The following is a 17,287-nucleotide window of genomic DNA, read 5'->3' as shown; positions in this document are numbered from 1 at the left end:
AGAAAGGACCTAAGCGCTCAGATGACGTATCCATGCCAAGCCTTCAGATGTATTTCCACGGGGACGGTATTCACAACCGATCCAACCGGTGTATCCCAATTCATCAATCAGCTGGAACAGATAGGGATAATTGATTTCGCCGCTGTCTGGTTCGTGGCGGTCCGGTACGCCAGCAATCTGGATATGCCCAATACCTGTTATGTAACGACGTAGTTTTGCAGAGATATCTCCTTCTACGATTTGGCAGTGGTAGCAATCAAATTGGACCTTGAGGTTGGCAGCACCTACTTCTGAACAGATGGCCTGAGCCTCATCCTGTCGGTTCAGGAAGAAACCGGGCATATCACGCGTATTGATAGGCTCAATGACTACCGTCAGGCCACTCTTGGCCACTTCCTGTGTCGCATAGGTGAGGTTTTGCAGGTATACCTCACGGTGTGCTGCGCGATCTGCGCCTGACGGCAGCAGCCCAGCCATAACATGAAAGCGGTCATTACCCAGAGCGGCAGCATAGTCCAGCGCACGGGCGATGCTATCCCGAAATTCAGCTTCGCGGCCGGGGAGGGAGGCGAGACCGCGCTCCCCAGTCGCCCAATTCCCAGGCGGTGCGTTGAACAGCACCTGGACAAGTCCGTAGTCGTCGAGCCGTGCCTTGAGCTCGGCAGCTGGGTAGTCGTAAGGAAACAGGTACTCGACTGCCTTGAAGCCATCGGCCGCGGCCGCAGCAAAGCGGTCGAGAAAGTCGTGTTCGGGATATAGCATGCTCAGGTTTGCAGCGAAGCGGGGCATGGTCTCTCCTTCGAGTGTTCAGACAAAGGGCCAGAGCAACAGGGTCAAGATAAACCCCAGGGAGCCCAGCAGTGTGGTCAGTACGGTCCAGGTTCGCAGGCCGTCGCCCACGTTCAGCCCAGCCAGTTTAGTGAAGATCCAGTAGCCCGCATCGTTGATGTGAGACATGGCGAGCCCGCCTCCGCCCATGGCTATTGTCAACACCACTCAGGAAACAAGCGGCATTCCGTACGTGTTCGCCTTGCCGTGAGCACCTGAAAGCCTGTCAATCTTGACGGCAGGCTCTCAAGTGGCCCGCTCCGACGTCCGTCGCCATTGACGGCTCAGCCATCGCCAGGCAATCCAGCCCAGACCCAGCATATAGGCGAGGCTGCCAGGCACCCACATGATGAGGCCTGCCAACTGTTGGTCAGACAGGTCGCCTGATTCGTGGTAAAGCGTTTGGGTACTGAAGGTGAGAAGCGCGCCCAGTAATCCGGTATGCATAAGTGTGAGCAGAAGCGCAAGCAACGCCTGAGGAACACGCGCATGACTGGCATGCAGGCACGACCACCACAATAACCAACCGGTAAAAAGAAAGCAGATGTGTTCGGTGACATGCCACCAGAGGTTATCCAGGGCGAGCTGGTAAGGTTTGGGGGCATGCCAGCCCCAGATCGCCAGCGCATGGAGCAGGGCTGCAGCCGTTGGATAGCGACCGGCCTTCAGGATGGGATGCCAGACGCGTCGGCCGCGTCCACGTAACGCAGCCTGCCACTGGGGCAGCGGTCTGGCGAGCGCCCACAGGGGCGCAACGATAATCATATAGAGCATATGCTGGACCATATGCATCGCTGTACTGGTTTCCGCCCAGCCATCGAACGGGCCAAACGTTGCCAGGGCTGCGACGACCATGCCGGCATGAAACCAGAGCGCCTCGCCTTGATGAGGCGGAACCCGGCGCTGCCCTATGTAATAGAGCCCCCACATGGCAGCCAGCAGTACAGCGCAACCCCATATAGGTAGACGTTCGGTCAGATGACCCTCTAGTAACCCATGACCATAGGCCGAAGGTGCAATACCCAGCAGGATTATCAGGGCTAGAGGCATGGCGGCATCAACAGAATGGGAATACCCACAAACAGCGTGGCGATTGCGCTGACCAGATGCAGTCCGGCGCCCAGCGTTGCCAGGAAGCGTTGCCAACGCGCCTCCTCGGAATCGCCGAGGCCAATAGCCTGCCAGCAGCGCCGCGCATTCCACAGCAAAAAAACCAGTGTGGCGAGCGTAAGCAAACCCAGCATGAGGTTTATACGATTGAGGGCACCAGCTTCTGCAGCGGGCGGCGCGATCTGGCAGGCTACTGTAAGCCCCCCGTAAATAGTAATAAACCACAAGCTCCAGACGACAAGGCCTGCAACCAACTGCAAGGGATGGGCTGGACGCATCAGTAAGGATTCCAGGTCAGGGGAAACAGCACCGTGGCGATGTAGCTGATGGTAACTACCGTTGTGGTATAAACCCACCACTGCAGCACGATCTTGGGCTCATAAGGTGCATTGATCCCGACATATCCCCAATGCACCCGCAAGGCCTGAAGTGCAGTAGCCAGGACACCTACCACGGCGTGGAGCAGGCTGTAACCCAGCATGGTCAGCAGCACGGCATCGTGGGTTGTTTCGGTAGGCTTCAAAGGCGCTTCAATGATTACCAAGACCAGCAGCAGCGTATGCACCAGGCCAAGCACAGTGATACCTGCCAGTTGAGACCCTAGGTGCGTAATGTGCTTCTCCCTGAGCTGACTCACGACACGGCGCAGCCAGCCGGTGACGATGAATGCCGGCAGCAACGCGGCCAACATAAGTCCATGGTTGAGCGGGTTCTGCGAAGGAATCTGCCAATTGGGCGACACGCTCCACAGGTAGAACCAGCCGAACAATAGCGAGAGGTAAAGGGAGCCGTTGGAAATCAATGTGGTTCCCATGCCCCAGAGGCCCGGACCGTCAAACGTACGGGAGTGCAAGGGAGGCTCATCCGGCTGGGTATGCGCATCAGGCGCTGCCTTGGGATGAGCGCCGTTTTCCCAGCTCCAGCGCAGACAGATGATCAGCGCCGCCAGCGCACCCAGACCCGCTAACGTATAGGCACTGACTAACAGGCAGATGCACATCACAGCCAGTACAGCCGAAAGCACAAAGGGCCACATCGAATTGCCGGGTAGGTGAATCACATGGCGTACCCGTCCGGTAACCGGATCGACACCCCAGGTTTCGCGGCGACCATGACTACTGACCGAAAGGCCATATTCGCCATTGGCGATCGCTTCCGGCAGATGCGGCTGGTCCCACAAGGGATGGCGGGTCTTCACTTCCGGCAGGCTGACGAAGTTATAGGCAGTAGGTGGCAATTGCGTTGCCCATTCCAGCGTATCCGCCTTCCACGGATTCTCACCGGCCTTCTCGCCAAAGCGAAAATGCAGGAACAGGTCGAGCAGAAACGTCGCAACGCCAAAGGCCATGATGAAGCCGCCAATCGAGGAGATCAGGTTGGGCAAATCCCAGCCCAGGCCGCTTTCATAGGTATAGACCCGCCGTGGCATGCCCATGAGGCCCGTCCAGTGCATGATCAGAAAGGTCATGTTGAAGCCGATGAAGGTCAGCCAGAAGCCCCACTGCCCAAGCGTCATGGAGGGCATCCGGCCTGAGAAATGCGGTAGCCAGTAGTAGATGCCGGCCATCAGCGGGAAGAACATGCCGCCTACCAGCACATAATGAAAATGGGCGACGACAAAGTAGGTATCGTGCACCTGCCAGTCGAACGGCACGAGAGAGAGCATCACGCCTGTTAGCCCACCTGCAACAAAGATGACGATAAACCCTACCAGCCAGAGCATGGGCAGCTCGAATCGAGGCTTACCCAGCCACAGGGTCGCAATCCAGGAAAACACCTGAATCCCTGTTGGCACCGCCACCAGCATGCTGGCCGCCGAAAAGAACAGCTGCGCCAGTTGGGGAATGCCGATGGTAAACATATGGTGTACCCATAGACCAAAGCTGATGAAACCAGTCGTTAGCACACCCAGTACAACCCAGCGGTAACCCACCAGCGGACGCCCGCAGAACACCGGGAGAATGGTCGAAACGATACCGGCGGCCGGTAAAAAGATGATGTAAACCTCAGGGTGGCCGAACAGCCAGAACAGATGCTGCCACAGCACAGGGTCGCCCCCGCGGGCCACATCGAAAAAGGGCAGATCGGCGGCACGGGAAATCTCCAGCATCAGGCTTGCCAGTATCATGGGCGGAAAGCCGATCAGGATCATCATGGCTACTACGAGCATGTACCAGGCGAAAATCGGCATCTGGTGTAGTCCCATGCCGGGCGCGCGCGCTCGAAGAATGGATACGACGATCTCGACGCCTGCCGAGATAGCGGAGATCTCGACAAAGGTAATTCCGATCAGCCAGAAGTCCGAGTTGAGTCCCGGTGAGTACACCCGGTCCGACAGGGGCGTGTACATGAACCAGCCGGCATTGGGAGCTACATCCAATAGCAGGCTCGACAGCAGGATCAATCCACCGAACAGGTAGCACCAGTAGCCAAGGGATGAAAGGCGTGGGAATAGCATATCGCGTGCGCCCAGCATCTTGGGTAGCAGGTAGATGGCGAGACCTTCCAGAATCGGTACGGCAAACAGAAACATCATGACCGTGCCGTGCATGGTGAAGACCTGGTTGTATTCGTCCGGTCCCAGAAATGTATTGCCCGGGATGGCCAGCTGGGTGCGAATCAGCATGGCCAGAAGCAGTCCAACCAGAAAGAAAAACAGGCCCGTCACCAAAAAGCGCACCCCAATGGTGGTGTGGTTGACGATACTAAGTGCGCGCCAGCCACGAGGATTACCCCAGACCTGATCAAGATCCTGGTGAAGACGATCCTGTTCGGCCTGCTCACCGTGGGTATGGGTGGTCATGTCGCTCATGGGGTGAGGGTCTCCAGCCAGTCGGCAAGTACATCGAGTTCCGTATCCCTCAGGTGATCCAGCGGCGGCATGCGGTTTTCCGGCTTGAGGGTCTGATGCTCTGAAAGCCAGCGGCGAATGGCGCCCGGTTCATTTTTGAGCACTCCGGCGCCCAGGTGGCTGCGGCTACCTACGTCGCCCAGATCCGGACCTATCAGCAGCGTTTCGTCTGTGATCCCTCCAAGCGGCGACTCAAGTCCACTGACCTGATGACAGGCGGCACACTCGCGCTCAAAGAGGCTTCTGGCTTCGGGCTGTGGCGCAGGCGCCTGCCATTGCTGTCGCGCCTTGAGCCAGGTTGCGAAATCCTCAGCCGTCTGGACCTCGCTGTAGAGAATCATGTGGGTGTGCTGCATGCCGCAGAATTCGCTGCATTGCCCGCGGTGTGTCGCTAGTCGGTCCGCTTCCAGACGGATGACGTTTGTACGGCCGGGAATCATGTCGATCTTGCCGCCCAGGCGCGGAATCCAGAAGGAGTGGATCACGTCCGCGCTGCTGACGTGAATATCCAGCGGGCGACCGGCCGGAAGGTTCATCTGGTTGGCCGTTACCACGCCGCTTTCGGGATAGCGCACTTCCCACCACCACTGATGACCGATCACCTCAACTTTGAGCGGCTGTACGCCTTCCACTGGCAGCGGCAGCATGCGCTTACCCTGAGGAATGCCAAAGCTGAGCAATAGCACGATACTGACGCAAGGCAGCACAATGCCTCCCCAGACAATCCAGCGGCGGTTGTAGCGCGCAACCTTTTCCTCCGGTACAGCTGCCGGCGGGCGACGCATTCCGATCAACCAGAGCGCTACTACACCTACCAGGACGACGGCGGAGAAACCAAACATGGCCCACCAGGTCCAGGCGACGGCCCGGGCTGCTGGGCCATAGGGGTCGAGCATGGACTGTGTACCGCTACAGCCGACCAAGGGAACTGTTAGTCCCCATGCGGTCCATTTAAAGGTCTGCCATCGACTGGAGAGTCCTGCATGCCTGCGACCGACAACATCGAAAGCCGCGCCGCCGTAGCGGGCCACCCGATTCATCCCATGCTGATTCACTTTCCCGTCGCGGCGCTGATCGCACTGGTGGGTGCCGATTTCGGCTTCTGGTGGACGGGCGATGAGTTCTGGGCACGAGCCGGACTGTGGTTGGCAGGTGTAGGGGCTGCGGGTGGTTGGGTAGCCAGTATCGCCGGACTGATCGACATTACTACCGTGGCGGATATACGCCGACGTATTACAGCATGGTGCCATGCCATTCTGGCCGTAATGATGTTGTCCCTGGCTTCGCTCAACTGGATGGTGCGGTATCAGGGGGGTGAAGAGCTCGTGCTCTGGAGCTTTTACCTGACCGGCGTTACCGCTGTACTGATTTCCCTTGCCAGCTATCTGGGAGGCCGTCTGGTCTACGAACATGCGGTTGGGGTGGACGTGGAAAGCTGATCGGTTGGTCATGCGCCGCTCCAACCTGGCTTGGCCAGGACAAGATACAGCGTGCCCCCGATAGCCAGACTGAGCGCAACCGCCAGGCCTATGCTCCATGCCCGTATGGTCCTGGGTGCCAGGTTATCGCTTTTCAGAATCAGCGCACCACATAAGGCGTGGCCTACTACCATGACGGCTACCAGGCTGAGCTTCAGGATCAACCAGGGATCGAAAAGGCTGTGACGGATGAACAGAAGTGTTCCGCTGATAATCGCCACCAACGCACAAGGGGTGGCAATGAGCGTGAATACATAGCGCAGCAGCTCAGGCCTTAGCAGCTGTAGGGCCGGAACGGGAGCGTCTAGCTCTGAAGTAATGTCGCCTGTACCAGACCGATAAGGTCTGTCGGCCTTGTGTATGTCATGAACCTGGGCCATCAACAGGCCCGGTAGATAGAGCAGGCTGCCGCACCACCCAATCAATCCCAGAAAATGCAGCAGCTTCAACAACGGCATAAGTCGTCCTAATGATCCAGATACATGCTGGCCTACGGCCGGTCCTTGGGGTCCGACCCCATGAGGTTTGCAGATGTTCGGATCAGGGCGTAGCGGGTTGTAACATGAATTGTATGGATCGGTTCAGGCGATTCCTCGCCCATGGCTACAGTACCCAGCCTGTCCGGGGAGGAAAAGAGAATCCATCATGAGGCCATGGACTTCGCCTGAATGGGTTTCTGGCTTTTCAGGCAAAGGCTTCTGAGCGTAGAGCAAAGCCCGCCAGTGCGGGCCTTACGTTAAAGAAAGCGACAGCTTTTTACGCTATCGCCAGGCGCATCTCCATATCCTCTGGAGCACGATTGGGTGGCCGGATAGTCGCGTGCCCCTGGCTGGCCCGTTGGTGCTAGGCAGCCTGGTAAAGCAGTCGGGAGCCCTGGAGGGAGAACCTTGGTTCAGTGCTCGCCTACGCGTTCAAGGTCGTCGGCGATCAGGGAGATAAGTGCATTCTGCTGTCGACCGGAAAGCTGGCGGAAGCGCTGGAGTAGTTCACGTTCGTGCAGGCTCAAGGTCGGGCTGTCCATGCGCATGTCGGGATCAGCTTCCAGAAGGCCGTCCTGCACTAGACTATGCTCCAGGTACGAGATGATTTCAGAGTTCATGCTGCGGTGGTGGTTGCGAGCAACCTCTGCAATACGCTCACGCATGCCTTCAGGCAGCCGGAGGACGAATTTTTCGGCGGTACGGGTCGAGTAGGATCGAATGGCTTGTGGCATGAGTCTATTCAGCTCCGTGCTGGGGTAGGGACAAACAGCTGTGCAGTGAACCGCTCCAGCCAGGTTTCGACACGGCCCGGCAGCTTGTGGCTATCGAGCCGTGAAACACTTAGATGATCGACAGCAACAACCGGCCGGCGAAGAACACCAGCACTAGCCCCATCGTACGTTCGAACCAGTGCCCCATGCGCAGGAACAGTTGTCGCACACGAGGGCTCGAAAACAGAAAGCTGACGATCATGAACCAGGCTGCGTTCACACAACACATCCACAAGCCATACAGCGCCTGGATTTTCATTGGGGTTTGTGCGCTCACCACGGTAGTAAAGATCGCCAGAAAAAACAGGGTTGCCTTGGGGTTGGTAGCATTGGTGAGGAACCCAATACGGAATGCTTTGCCGATGGTTTGCTCATCGACAGCCACCGTGCCGCCTTGCACTTCATCCAATGCCTGGGTCGGCTTGCTTTTGAGCAGGCTGATGCCTAGATAAAGGATGTAGGCGCCCCCAACGACTTTTGCAACACTGAGCAGCCAGGGAGTGGCATGCATCAGGGCACCGATGCCCAGCAGCGTATAGAGCACATGTACCGAAATGCCTGCTCCGATGCCCAACGCCGTAAACAGCCCGACCAGACGTCCGTAGCGAACGCTCTGGCGTACCGTGATGGCAAAATCGGGCCCTGGTGCGACCACCGCCAGAAAATGGATGATGGCAAGGCTTAAAAATTCGGTGAAGTAAGAGGACGTCAATTTCAACTCCAGAAGGTTAACGGGCTGCCAGCGCCTCGGTATCCAACAAAACACGACAGGCTGAGGCGTAAATGGTCCGAACCGGGAGTGACCGCATGCATCTTTCTTGAGTTGAAGAGAATGAGGTCACCCGGCTCCGGTCGGATTTCAACATCGGGTGGTCCCAGCAGGGTGGGGTCTATCCCATAGCTTGTGCCACGCAGGGCGTCGAACTGATCGGGCGTAAGCTCGGTTCGCCAGAGCTGCAGGGCGCCGCCCTCGCTTGGCATGTTCAGGTAAACGTTGCAGGCCATCTGGGCCTCAAGGCTCATGGCCTCGGTGCTCTGCGGAGCATCCTTGGCAAAGATGTCGTGATGGGCAAGGAAGCGAACGCCCGGTTTGACGACGCGGGAAAGCCCTACATACATCTTGCGTCCATACAGGGTTTGCAGCCGGGCGCCCGCAGGCCAGACTTCATCAAGCGTGCAGCGCAGCAGATCGATAGGGGACAGATACGGCTGGCAACGCCGTCGCAGTTCTTCGATGTTTTCGTAGACGCTTTCAAAATAGTCCGCCAGCCGGGGCGGCTGATTTTCAGCCTCGTAAAAGGCCATGCCGATACGGCCGATACTGGGTGCGTTAAGGTAGCTTTCGAAACCCTGCCCGAGAATTTGCTGGGCTATCTTCGACGCCAGTTCCTGAGGAATGAACTGCCTGACGTGGATCGCCATGACCTCTTCGTTAGCGAGAGCGTTGATGGACGACGTCTCGAGACGCTGCTTTTCAAGCATCATGAGCAGGTTCCTTGGGTGATAGGGTGACTTCCTGGTGTGCTCGTATGGTTGTTACACGTCGCAGACCCTGACCATCGTGTGATCACGTCATGGGGAAGTCACATCGTAATGAACGGAGAGTTTTCCTTTCTTTTCCTTGAGCAGGAGATCCTTCAGTCCGTTAAGCTCCCGCGAGGAGCGAACATGCGTGCCGCCACAGCCGTAAGGCGTAAAATCGCCAAAGCCAACCCTACGCTGGCCTTCGTCATCGAGGGTGATGCTGACCGGTAGATCCTGTTGCACGTACTGGTCGAAATGAGATTCCAGCTGCTCCGCATCCAGAGGCCGAGCCTCCTGACCGGGCATGAACTCAATACGGCCTTCTCCTGGCCAATGGTGTGCCTTGACGGGTCGCCAGCCAAACGCCTCTCCGATATGACCGATCAGATGACCGGCCGAGTGCAAGTGTGTATGCAGTCGACGTCGGTTCTCATCGACACGGGCTCGCACGGAACCCAGTGTTAGAGGCTCTCGTGTGTAGTGGACGATACGCTCGCCGTCCTGTTTGACCATGACGACCTCTGTGTCGCCCAGCCAGCCGGTATCGCTGGGTTGCCCGCCGCCCTGGGGATGGAAGGGCGTGGCGGCCAACTCCACCGCATAGAGATCTTCCCAAGGGGCACAGGCGGTAACTTCAACCTCCATGACCAGAATGTCACTCGAATAATACAGACGCTGAGTCATGTCTAAAGCCCTTTGCAAAGCAGATGCCTGCCCCATTCTAGGGAAGGGGTGATATTGTGATAATCCGCCTGCATTCCAAAGGACTTTTGCGCGGTGAGCACAAATCTATCAATCATGCTAATGGGCGAGATGGTTGTTTTCGTCAAGGTCGTCGAAACTGGAAGCTTCTCCGAGGCTGCACGTCAGCTGGGCACGACACCGTCTTCCACTAGCCGAAGTGTAGCCCGGCTTGAAAAGGCCCTGGCGACACGCCTGCTCAACCGGACGACACGCAAGCTTCGTTTGAGCGAAAGCGGAGAAGAGGTCTATCGGCGCTGTGTCGACATGGTGAACGCTGCGCGCGCCGTCATGGAGGTCAGCGGGCAGTTCAGTCAGACGCCGGAGGGTGTTATCCGCCTGAGTGTGCCGAAGGCAGTCGGGCGATTTCTGATTCATCCGCACCTGCCCGAATTTTTGCGGCTCTACCCGCAAGTGGATGTGCAGATGAATCTGAGCGACCACTATGTCGATCTCATCGATGGTGATGTGGACCTGGCTATCCGCATTACGGATCAGCCACCGCCCGGCCTGATGGGACGAGAACTGGTGCAGATCGACCATCTACTGGCGGCGACGCCCCATTATCTGGCAGAGCATGGCACGCCGGAGCATCCTCGGGAGCTGACAACGCACAGCTGCATTTACCTTGGGCAGGAGCCGGCCGATTCACGTTGGCGGTTCAGAAAAGGCAACAAGACTGTGAGCGTCAACGTTCGCGGCCGTTATGCCGCTAATCATACCGGGGCGCGACTGGACGCTGTGCTACACCATATCGGTATCGGCAGTCTTCCCTATTTCACCGCGCGCTACGCCTTACGCAAGGGTCTGATCGTTCAAGTACTGCCTGAGTGGTCATTCCAGACGCAATACTGCGGAGGAGCCTGGCTGCTCTATCCAGCAACCAGGCACCTGCAACCCAAGCTCAAGGTGTTTATCGATTTTCTGGTCGAACGGCTGAGTCAGGAGCCAACCCTCCATGACGATCCAGAGATAGGCATGGCAGTGACCCAGTACCGGGAATACGAGATGCCGGAGGCAGGCGGCGACTGGTAGCGCCGCCTGGAGGGTTCAATAGCCGATTGCGGCGCCTGCGGGACGGCGTACGTCGTTGGAGCCGTAAAGAAAGCCTTCCCGCACCCGCCCGGATACTGCCGAGTCGTTGCCGGAGTCATCTGCCATGACACCAGGCGCACCCGGCAGGCCCACCATGATCAACTCGGCTGCGCCCCATGGTGTCTGCTGCACCATGGTATAGCCCATGTCCTGCAGGAGCTTGAGGCTATCGGCAGATACGCCGCGTTGCTCGTAATACACCTCATCCGGCATCCATTGGTGATGAATTCGTGGCGCATCGACTGCTTCCTGAGGCGGCATCCCATGATCAATGACGTTAAGGGCGGTCTGCAACGTGATGGAGATGATGCGCGAACCACCGGGTGAGCCCAGGACCATGAAGGTTTTGCCATCTTTGTTGATCAGGGTGGGCGTCATCGACGACAGCGGCCGCTTGCCAGGAGCTATCGCATTGGCTGTGCCTTGAACAAGACCATACAGGTTCTGCTCACCCACCTTCACGGTAAAATCATCCATCTCATTATTCAAAAAGAACCCGGTTCCGGGCGCAATAACGACTGATCCGAATCGGCCATTGATGGTATAGGTCGTGGAAACGGCATTTCCATGTTCATCCATGATGGAATAGTGCGTGGTCTCTGGCTTTTCTCGTGTTTCCATGCCTGGAATGACCTGCGCCGACGGGGTGGCCTTGTTGGGAATAATCCGGTTGCGTACCTGGGCGGCGTAATCTTTGCTGGTGAGCTGCTCGATGGGATTATCGACAAAGGCCGGATCGCCCAGAGAGGTGTTGCGGTCCATGTAGGCCTGCCGCATGGCTTCGGTCAGGGTATGGATATAATCCGCTGAGTTGAAGCCCATGCTTTTCAGGTCATAACCTTCAAGAATGTTGAGGGTTTCGCACAAGGTTACACCTCCTGAGCTGGGCGGTGGGGCAGACACAAAAGTGTAGCCTCGGTAGGTACAGGTAAGCGGTGCGGTTTCGTTGATGGTGTAACGCGCAAAATCCTCTGCCGTCAGGATGCCGCCCCCTGCCTTGGCCGCCTTTTCGACAGCCTGGGGAATGCGTCCCTGGTAGAAGGCGTTCGGTCCCCCTTTAGCGATGCCAGCGAGGGTGTTGGCAAGGTCGGTCTGTATCAGACGGTCACCCGGCTGAAGTGGAGAGCCGTCCTTGCGCAGGAAAAGTCGTGCGGCTTCCGGATCATGCTTGAAGCGTTCAACGGTAGTGTCGAGGATATCGGTATCCGCCCGGGTCAATACAAAGCCTTCCCGCGCCAGCCCGATCGCCGGCGCCATGACCTGCTCTCGGGTCAGCTTGCCGTACCGCTGGTGAGCGGTGTCCAGGCCCAATACCGTACCGGGCACGCCAGCGGCCAGATAGCCATATAGGCTGGCGTCTTTACGGACCTTGCCGTTGCTGTCGAGATACATATCTGCACTGGCGGCAGCAGGCGCCTTTTCGCGAAAGTCGATAAAGGTATCTTTGCCATCCGCCAAGTGGATTGTCATAAAGCCACCGCCACCGATATTGCCGCAACAGGGATTGACCACGGCCTGCGCGTAACCGACAGCAACAGCGGCGTCGATGGCGTTACCCCCTTTCTTGAGAATATCCACGCCTACTTGGGAAGCCAGCTGTTGCGACGAGACGACCATTCCATGCCTGGCCTCCACGGCAGGGCTTGAGGCCGCAAACGTAAGTGCAGGTGACAGAAGCATGGAGATGGAAAGTGATACCGCTGCAGCAAATGGCAATGTCCATCGGGCGAACATCAAGGTCTCCTTGTTGGGATTGTTATAAGGCGTAGCACATTGAACCGGTGGAACCGCGCGTGCACATCGCTATGGATACTAAAGGCTGCTGGGTTGCATTGAAATGCCAGCTGTAAAAAGGCCGGACGAGGTCCGGCCTTTCATACACCGCTATCAACGAGGCTGAAGCAGCAGCGCGACCAGTGCGCTCCAGCCGGTCTGGTGGGAAGCTCCAAGACCGCGCCCGTTCTCACCATGGAAATACTCATGGAAAAGCACAAGGTCTGCACAGTCTGGATCATTCTGAAGCTGTGGATAGGCCATCATGCTGGGACGGTGGCCGTTTTCATCCTTGAGGAACATGCGTGTCAAACGCTCGCTCAGGCCGCTGGCGACCTCTTCCAGGGAGGCGAGGTAGCCGGAGCCAGTCGGATACTCCACCGAGAAGTTATCCGAGTAATACAGATAGAACTCGTGCAGCGATTCGATCAACATATAGTTGATCGGCATCCACAGCGGCCCCCGCCAGTTGGAGTTACCGCCATACAGCCGGGAGTCAGATTCGGCGGGTTGATAACGTGCGCTAAGCATGGAGCCGTCTTCCTGCCGCATCTCGAAGGGGGCTTCGGCATGTATCTTGGACAGTGAGCGGATGCCGAATGGTGACAGAAACTCCTTCTCATCCAGCATTCGCGCCAGGAGACTCTTGGTCCGCTGGCCACGCAGCAGCGCCAGCAGGAATCGGTTGCCCTGACCGGGCTCGGTCCAACGGGAAACCAGTCGTGCCAAATCAGGACGTTGCCGTACGAACTCCTTCAGACGATCCCGCACGCCAGGCAGGCCTTCATATTCCTTGGACTCTAATACCTGCACGGCGAACAGCGGGATGAGTCCTACGATCGAGCGCAGCCGCATCGGCTCACAGGTGCCATCGCCACGGTGCAGCACATCATAGAAGAATTCATCCTGCTCATCCCAGAGTCCATCATGGCGCTCTTCACCCGCGTTGATCGCGCCGGCGATATGCAGGAAGTGCTCAAAGAACTTCACGCCAATGTCGACGTATACCGGGTTTTCCTTGGCCAGCTCTAGTGCAATGCGCATCAGGTCAAGCGCGTAGGCAGCCATCCACGCAGTTCCATCGGCCTGATCCAAGTGAGAGCCGGGCGGCAAGACGGCGGAACGGTCGAAGATGCCGATGTTATCCAGGCCCAGGAAGCCCCCCTGGAAGAGATTGCGGCCTTCGGCATCCTTGCGATTGACCCACCAGGAGAAGTTGAGCAACAGCTTATGGAAAACGCGCTCCAGAAACTCGCGATCACCGTGTCCCGTCAGTGCCTTTTCTTGCTGATAAACATGCCAGCAGGCCCAAGCGTGTACGGGAGGATTGGCATCCTCAAAGTTCCATTCGTAGGCCGGTAGCTGCCCGTTGGGGTGCATGAAGCGGTCTTTGACTAACAGAAGAAGTTGCTGCTTGGCAAAACCCGGATCGATCATGGCATAGGCCACCGCCTGGAACGCAAGGTCCCATGACGCATACCAGGGGTATTCCCACTTATCCGGCATTGATACGATGTCGAAATTGACGAGATGCCGCCACTGGGTATTTCGCCCGCTCTTACGCTCCTGGGGCGGGGCAGGACGATTGGGATCACCATCAATCCAGCGGTTGACTTCAAAATAGTAGAGCTGTTTGGACCAGAGCAGGCCGGCAATGGCCTGCCGCTGTACGTTGCGGGCGTCCTCATCGATGATGTTGTGTTGCAACTCTGCGTAAAACGCGTCTGCTTCAGCACGGCGTTTGGCGAAGACCGCTTTTACATCGAGATGAGGGTCAGCGGTTTCCGGTGCAAATCGCAGATAGATAACCGACCGGCCATTTCCCTGAATATCCAGTACGAACCGTGCAGTCACCTTGCTGCCGGAGTCTCGGCGAATCGCCTGCTCGTCACCACTCACCACATAATCGTTTATACCATCCTTGAACGGACCGGACGCTTCAATGCCTTCCAGTTTTGGCTTGTTGGTTTCGTTGTTACAGAAGATCCATTCGGGCGTGACGTCACCCCATGCGGTAGCGATATAATCCGCCCAGTTGTAGTTAGTTGCCTTGACTTTTCCGTCGTCCATGATGGATAGCAGCGGTCGCTGCGGCGCTCCGGTCCATACCCAGGTGTTGCGTGTCCACAGGTGGGGCATGACATGTAGGCGTGCCGCCTCGGTAGAGCGGTTTACCACCGTGACACGCATCAGCACATCGTCCGGCGTGTTCTTGGCGTATTCGACGGTCACATCAAAATAGCGGTTGTCGTTAAAGACACCGGTATCCAGAATCTCGTACTCCGCATCCTCAAGGCCACGGCGACTGTTTTCTTCTACCAGGTCGGCGTAGGGAAACTCGGCGTGAGGATACTTGTAGAGCATGCGCATGTAGGAGTGGCTTGGAACGCCATCCAGATAGAAATACAGTTCCTTGACGTCTTCGCCATGGTTGCCTTCGGCGTTCGTCAGGCCGAACAGACGTTCCTTGATAAAAGGGTCGCGCTCATTCCAGAGCCCTAGCGCCAGACACCACTGCTGGGCTACATCGGAGAAACCGGCCAGCCCGTCCTCACCCCAGCGATAGGCACGGCTGCGTGCATGTTCGTGCGGGAAATAGCTCCAGGCGTTGCCATCGGCACTATAGTCCTCACGCACCGTTGCCCATTGGCGTTCACTCAGGTAGGGACCCCATTTCCGCCAGTGCTCGGCATCGACGCCGGAAAGCCGCTGACCTTCTATTGTATTGAGGATGCCCGGTGCTGGATGTGCCGTCATCGTATCTCCCGTGATAATTAGATTGCCAAACTCCAAGCGCGAACAGGCGCCCTTGATGAGGTATAGACATCTTTTGGCACAGGAGGATTCACATTCCACGCTTGCTGCACTAACCGGGCCGTTTATACGGCTTGATATGGCCGGGCCAAACGCGTCGGCAAGCACGTTTGGCGTCGGCATTAACCTGAAACCTATTCATGTTCGGCAACCTTTTCTTACAGTTACATAACCCCCTGATATGGCAGTACAATGGCCTATCGCTTTGCGATCACCAGTAGAGAAGAACAGGCACCTGTTTTCTTGCGGGTGCGAGGTGGCTGCTCTCGTACATACCCTTTCACGAGAGAGCTCATGATTTGCCAGGCCTTATGAGGCTTTTGGAACGCTCGCGTAGGCTTACCCGCCGAGGCGGCACCCAACCGGTAAGCCATGAGCATTCCTGTCATTCACGTGTGCGGGAATCCTTCCAGTCCGTCAGGAAAGACCTATAGAAACAAGCCTGATCGTCACACCGTATTAGTCAGAAAGGAACGGCAGTAGATGTTAAACAAACGGATTACCTTGATTGCTTGTGGCGTATTGAGTGCTACCCAGGCATTGGCAGCTGAAACCCAGACCTCCAACGGGTTTATTGAGGACAGCAGCCTCAAGCTGTTCCTGCGCAACGCCTACATGAACCGTGACTATAAGCACGGTAATCAAGACAAGGCGGAGTGGGGGCAGGGCGTAACGGCCAATTTTGCATCTGGATTTACACAAGGTATCGTAGGGTTTGGCGTCGACGCATTTGCTTTGTACGGTCTGCGCCTGGACGGTGGCAAAGGCCGCTCGGGTGCTGGCGGTATCGATTTCTTCAAACAGGGCGACAGCGGTGAGGCGGCCAGCGATATCGCCAAGGGCGGCGCCTCGATCAAGGCACGTTTCTCCAACACGACCATCACCTACGGTGATCAGATGCCGGCGCTGCCGGTCCTGAACTCGGACACCTCACGCCTACTGCCGGAAAGTTATACCGGTACGCTGATTACCTCGAAAGAAATCGATGGGCTTGTCCTCAACGTAGGGCGCTTCACCGAGGAGTCCCGCAAGAGTGCCGAAGGACGTGATAGCGGTGGGCTGAAAAAGATCGATGTCATCGGTGGCAGCTACAAGTTCACAGATCAGTTCATGGCATCGCTTTATGCGTCCGATGTCAAAGACGTCCTGAAAAAGCAGTACATCAACCTGAACTACGTCCTGCCCATCGATAAGGACCAGTCTCTGACGTTTGACTTCAATGGCTATAAGACGCGGTTGGACAAGAGCTTTGCCCAGACTTATTCAGGTGATGCCAATGCCCGCGACAACAAGATCTGGAGTCTGGCGGCTACCTACTCGGTAGGGCCTCACTCCTTCACTCTGGCGCACCAGCGCAGCACGGGTGATATTGGCTATCCCTACGGCTGGTATCAGAACGCGGGCGGCATAGGTGACGGTGGCATGACGATCTTTCTTGCCAACTCCTACTGGTCGGACTTCAACGCTAAGGACGAGCGTTCCTGGCAGTTGGGCTATGGACTGGATTTTTCCACTTATGGGGTTCCGGGCCTGAGCTATCAGCTGGCTTATGTTCGCGGTGATCATATCGATGCCGGAGATGGACGTGGCAAGGAGCGCGAGCTGTTCAATCAGGTGAAATACGTTGTTCAGAACGGTCCGGCCAAGGACCTTTCGGTACGTCTGCGTAACTCCATCCTGCGCACGTCAAACAATGTCCGCTCCTACAACGATGACGGTAACGAAGTGCGTATCTTCATCGACTACCCAATCAGTATCTTCTAAACAGATGCCGGCTGGATAAGCCGGCAAGGCGGGTCGCTTGAGATCAGCGACCCGCCT

General features: G+C 57.1%; 15 protein-coding genes and 1 pseudogene. 3 read left to right on the top strand and 13 right to left on the bottom strand.

Annotation, left to right across the window (positions count from 1 at the left end):
- Positions 1-9: 9 nt before the first annotated feature.
- From otnI to coxB, 6 genes and pseudogenes are all read right to left on the bottom strand, one after another.
- Complete coding sequence (otnI, locus tag HMPREF1487_RS19895; RefSeq protein WP_010798514.1) at positions 10-789, bottom strand: 2-oxo-tetronate isomerase; 780 nt, start codon at positions 787-789, stop codon at positions 10-12.
- An 18-nt stretch (positions 790-807) separates the two neighbouring features.
- Positions 808-993, bottom strand: a pseudogene (locus HMPREF1487_RS26900) (transporter); the annotation flags it as partial.
- A gap of 81 nt (positions 994-1,074) precedes the next feature.
- On the bottom strand, positions 1,075-1,878 hold the full coding sequence (locus tag HMPREF1487_RS19890) for a cytochrome c oxidase assembly protein (RefSeq protein ID WP_010798512.1): 804 nt from the start codon (positions 1,876-1,878) through the stop codon (positions 1,075-1,077).
- The gene (locus HMPREF1487_RS19885; RefSeq protein ID WP_010798511.1) at positions 1,869-2,216 is read right to left on the bottom strand and encodes a hypothetical protein; all 348 of its coding nucleotides are present in this window, start codon (positions 2,214-2,216) and stop codon (positions 1,869-1,871) included. The genes HMPREF1487_RS19890 and HMPREF1487_RS19885 overlap by 10 nt, the downstream gene beginning before the upstream one ends.
- Entirely contained in the window at positions 2,216-4,741 is a 2,526-nt protein-coding gene (gene ctaD, locus HMPREF1487_RS19880) for a cytochrome c oxidase subunit I (RefSeq protein ID WP_037031126.1), read from the bottom strand. Before ctaD ends, HMPREF1487_RS19885 begins: the two co-directional genes overlap by 1 nt.
- Before the next feature lie 5 nt (positions 4,742-4,746).
- Entirely contained in the window at positions 4,747-5,685 is a 939-nt protein-coding gene (gene coxB / locus HMPREF1487_RS19875; RefSeq protein ID WP_010798509.1) for a cytochrome c oxidase subunit II, read from the bottom strand.
- Positions 5,686-5,772: 87 nt separating this feature from the next.
- On the opposite strand from coxB, the gene HMPREF1487_RS19870 reads away from it, so the two are divergent.
- The gene (locus tag HMPREF1487_RS19870) at positions 5,773-6,228 is read left to right on the top strand and encodes a DUF2231 domain-containing protein (RefSeq protein WP_010798508.1); all 456 of its coding nucleotides are present in this window, start codon (positions 5,773-5,775) and stop codon (positions 6,226-6,228) included.
- Positions 6,229-6,236: 8 nt separating this feature from the next.
- Here HMPREF1487_RS19870 and HMPREF1487_RS19865 read toward each other — a convergent pair whose 3' ends face one another.
- The 5 genes from HMPREF1487_RS19865 to HMPREF1487_RS19845 form a co-directional block, all read right to left on the bottom strand.
- The gene (locus HMPREF1487_RS19865) at positions 6,237-6,725 is read right to left on the bottom strand and encodes a hypothetical protein (RefSeq protein ID WP_010798507.1); all 489 of its coding nucleotides are present in this window, start codon (positions 6,723-6,725) and stop codon (positions 6,237-6,239) included.
- A 434-nt stretch (positions 6,726-7,159) separates the two neighbouring features.
- On the bottom strand, positions 7,160-7,480 hold the full coding sequence (locus HMPREF1487_RS19860) for an Arc family DNA-binding protein (protein WP_010798506.1): 321 nt from the start codon (positions 7,478-7,480) through the stop codon (positions 7,160-7,162).
- A 109-nt stretch (positions 7,481-7,589) separates the two neighbouring features.
- Positions 7,590-8,231, bottom strand: a complete 642-nt coding sequence (locus tag HMPREF1487_RS19855; protein WP_010798505.1) for a LysE family translocator — start codon at positions 8,229-8,231, stop codon at positions 7,590-7,592.
- 2 nt (positions 8,232-8,233) lie between these two features.
- Complete coding sequence (locus tag HMPREF1487_RS19850) at positions 8,234-9,004, bottom strand: 2OG-Fe(II)-dependent halogenase WelO5 family protein (RefSeq protein WP_010798504.1); 771 nt, start codon at positions 9,002-9,004, stop codon at positions 8,234-8,236.
- A gap of 87 nt (positions 9,005-9,091) precedes the next feature.
- Complete coding sequence (locus tag HMPREF1487_RS19845) at positions 9,092-9,727, bottom strand: alanyl-tRNA editing protein (RefSeq protein WP_010798503.1); 636 nt, start codon at positions 9,725-9,727, stop codon at positions 9,092-9,094.
- Between the two features lie 93 nt (positions 9,728-9,820).
- Between HMPREF1487_RS19845 and HMPREF1487_RS19840 the strand changes: the two genes are divergently transcribed.
- The gene (locus tag HMPREF1487_RS19840) at positions 9,821-10,819 is read left to right on the top strand and encodes a LysR family transcriptional regulator (protein ID WP_010798502.1); all 999 of its coding nucleotides are present in this window, start codon (positions 9,821-9,823) and stop codon (positions 10,817-10,819) included.
- 15 nt (positions 10,820-10,834) lie between these two features.
- On the opposite strand, the gene ggt is transcribed toward HMPREF1487_RS19840, so the two are convergent.
- Positions 10,835-12,613: a gamma-glutamyltransferase gene (gene ggt, locus HMPREF1487_RS19835; RefSeq protein ID WP_010798501.1), complete on the bottom strand. Its 1,779-nt coding sequence runs from the start codon at positions 12,611-12,613 to the stop codon at positions 10,835-10,837.
- 153 nt (positions 12,614-12,766) lie between these two features.
- Positions 12,767-15,409 carry an MGH1-like glycoside hydrolase domain-containing protein gene (locus HMPREF1487_RS19830; protein ID WP_037031065.1) on the bottom strand — a complete coding sequence of 881 codons (2,643 nt, stop codon included), beginning with the start codon at positions 15,407-15,409 and terminating at the stop codon, positions 12,767-12,769.
- 540 nt (positions 15,410-15,949) lie between these two features.
- On the opposite strand from HMPREF1487_RS19830, the gene HMPREF1487_RS19825 reads away from it, so the two are divergent.
- On the top strand, positions 15,950-17,230 hold the full coding sequence (locus tag HMPREF1487_RS19825; RefSeq protein WP_010798498.1) for an OprD family porin: 1,281 nt from the start codon (positions 15,950-15,952) through the stop codon (positions 17,228-17,230).
- The last annotated feature ends 57 nt before the right edge of the window (positions 17,231-17,287 follow it).

Origin of the sequence: Pseudomonas sp. HPB0071 (genome assembly GCF_000478505.2) — a bacterium.
Taxonomy (GTDB): Bacteria; Pseudomonadota; Gammaproteobacteria; order Pseudomonadales; family Pseudomonadaceae; genus Chryseomonas; species Chryseomonas luteola.
The sequence above is the reverse complement of the archived record's forward strand: the minus strand, read 5'-3'. Positions and strand labels throughout refer to the sequence as shown.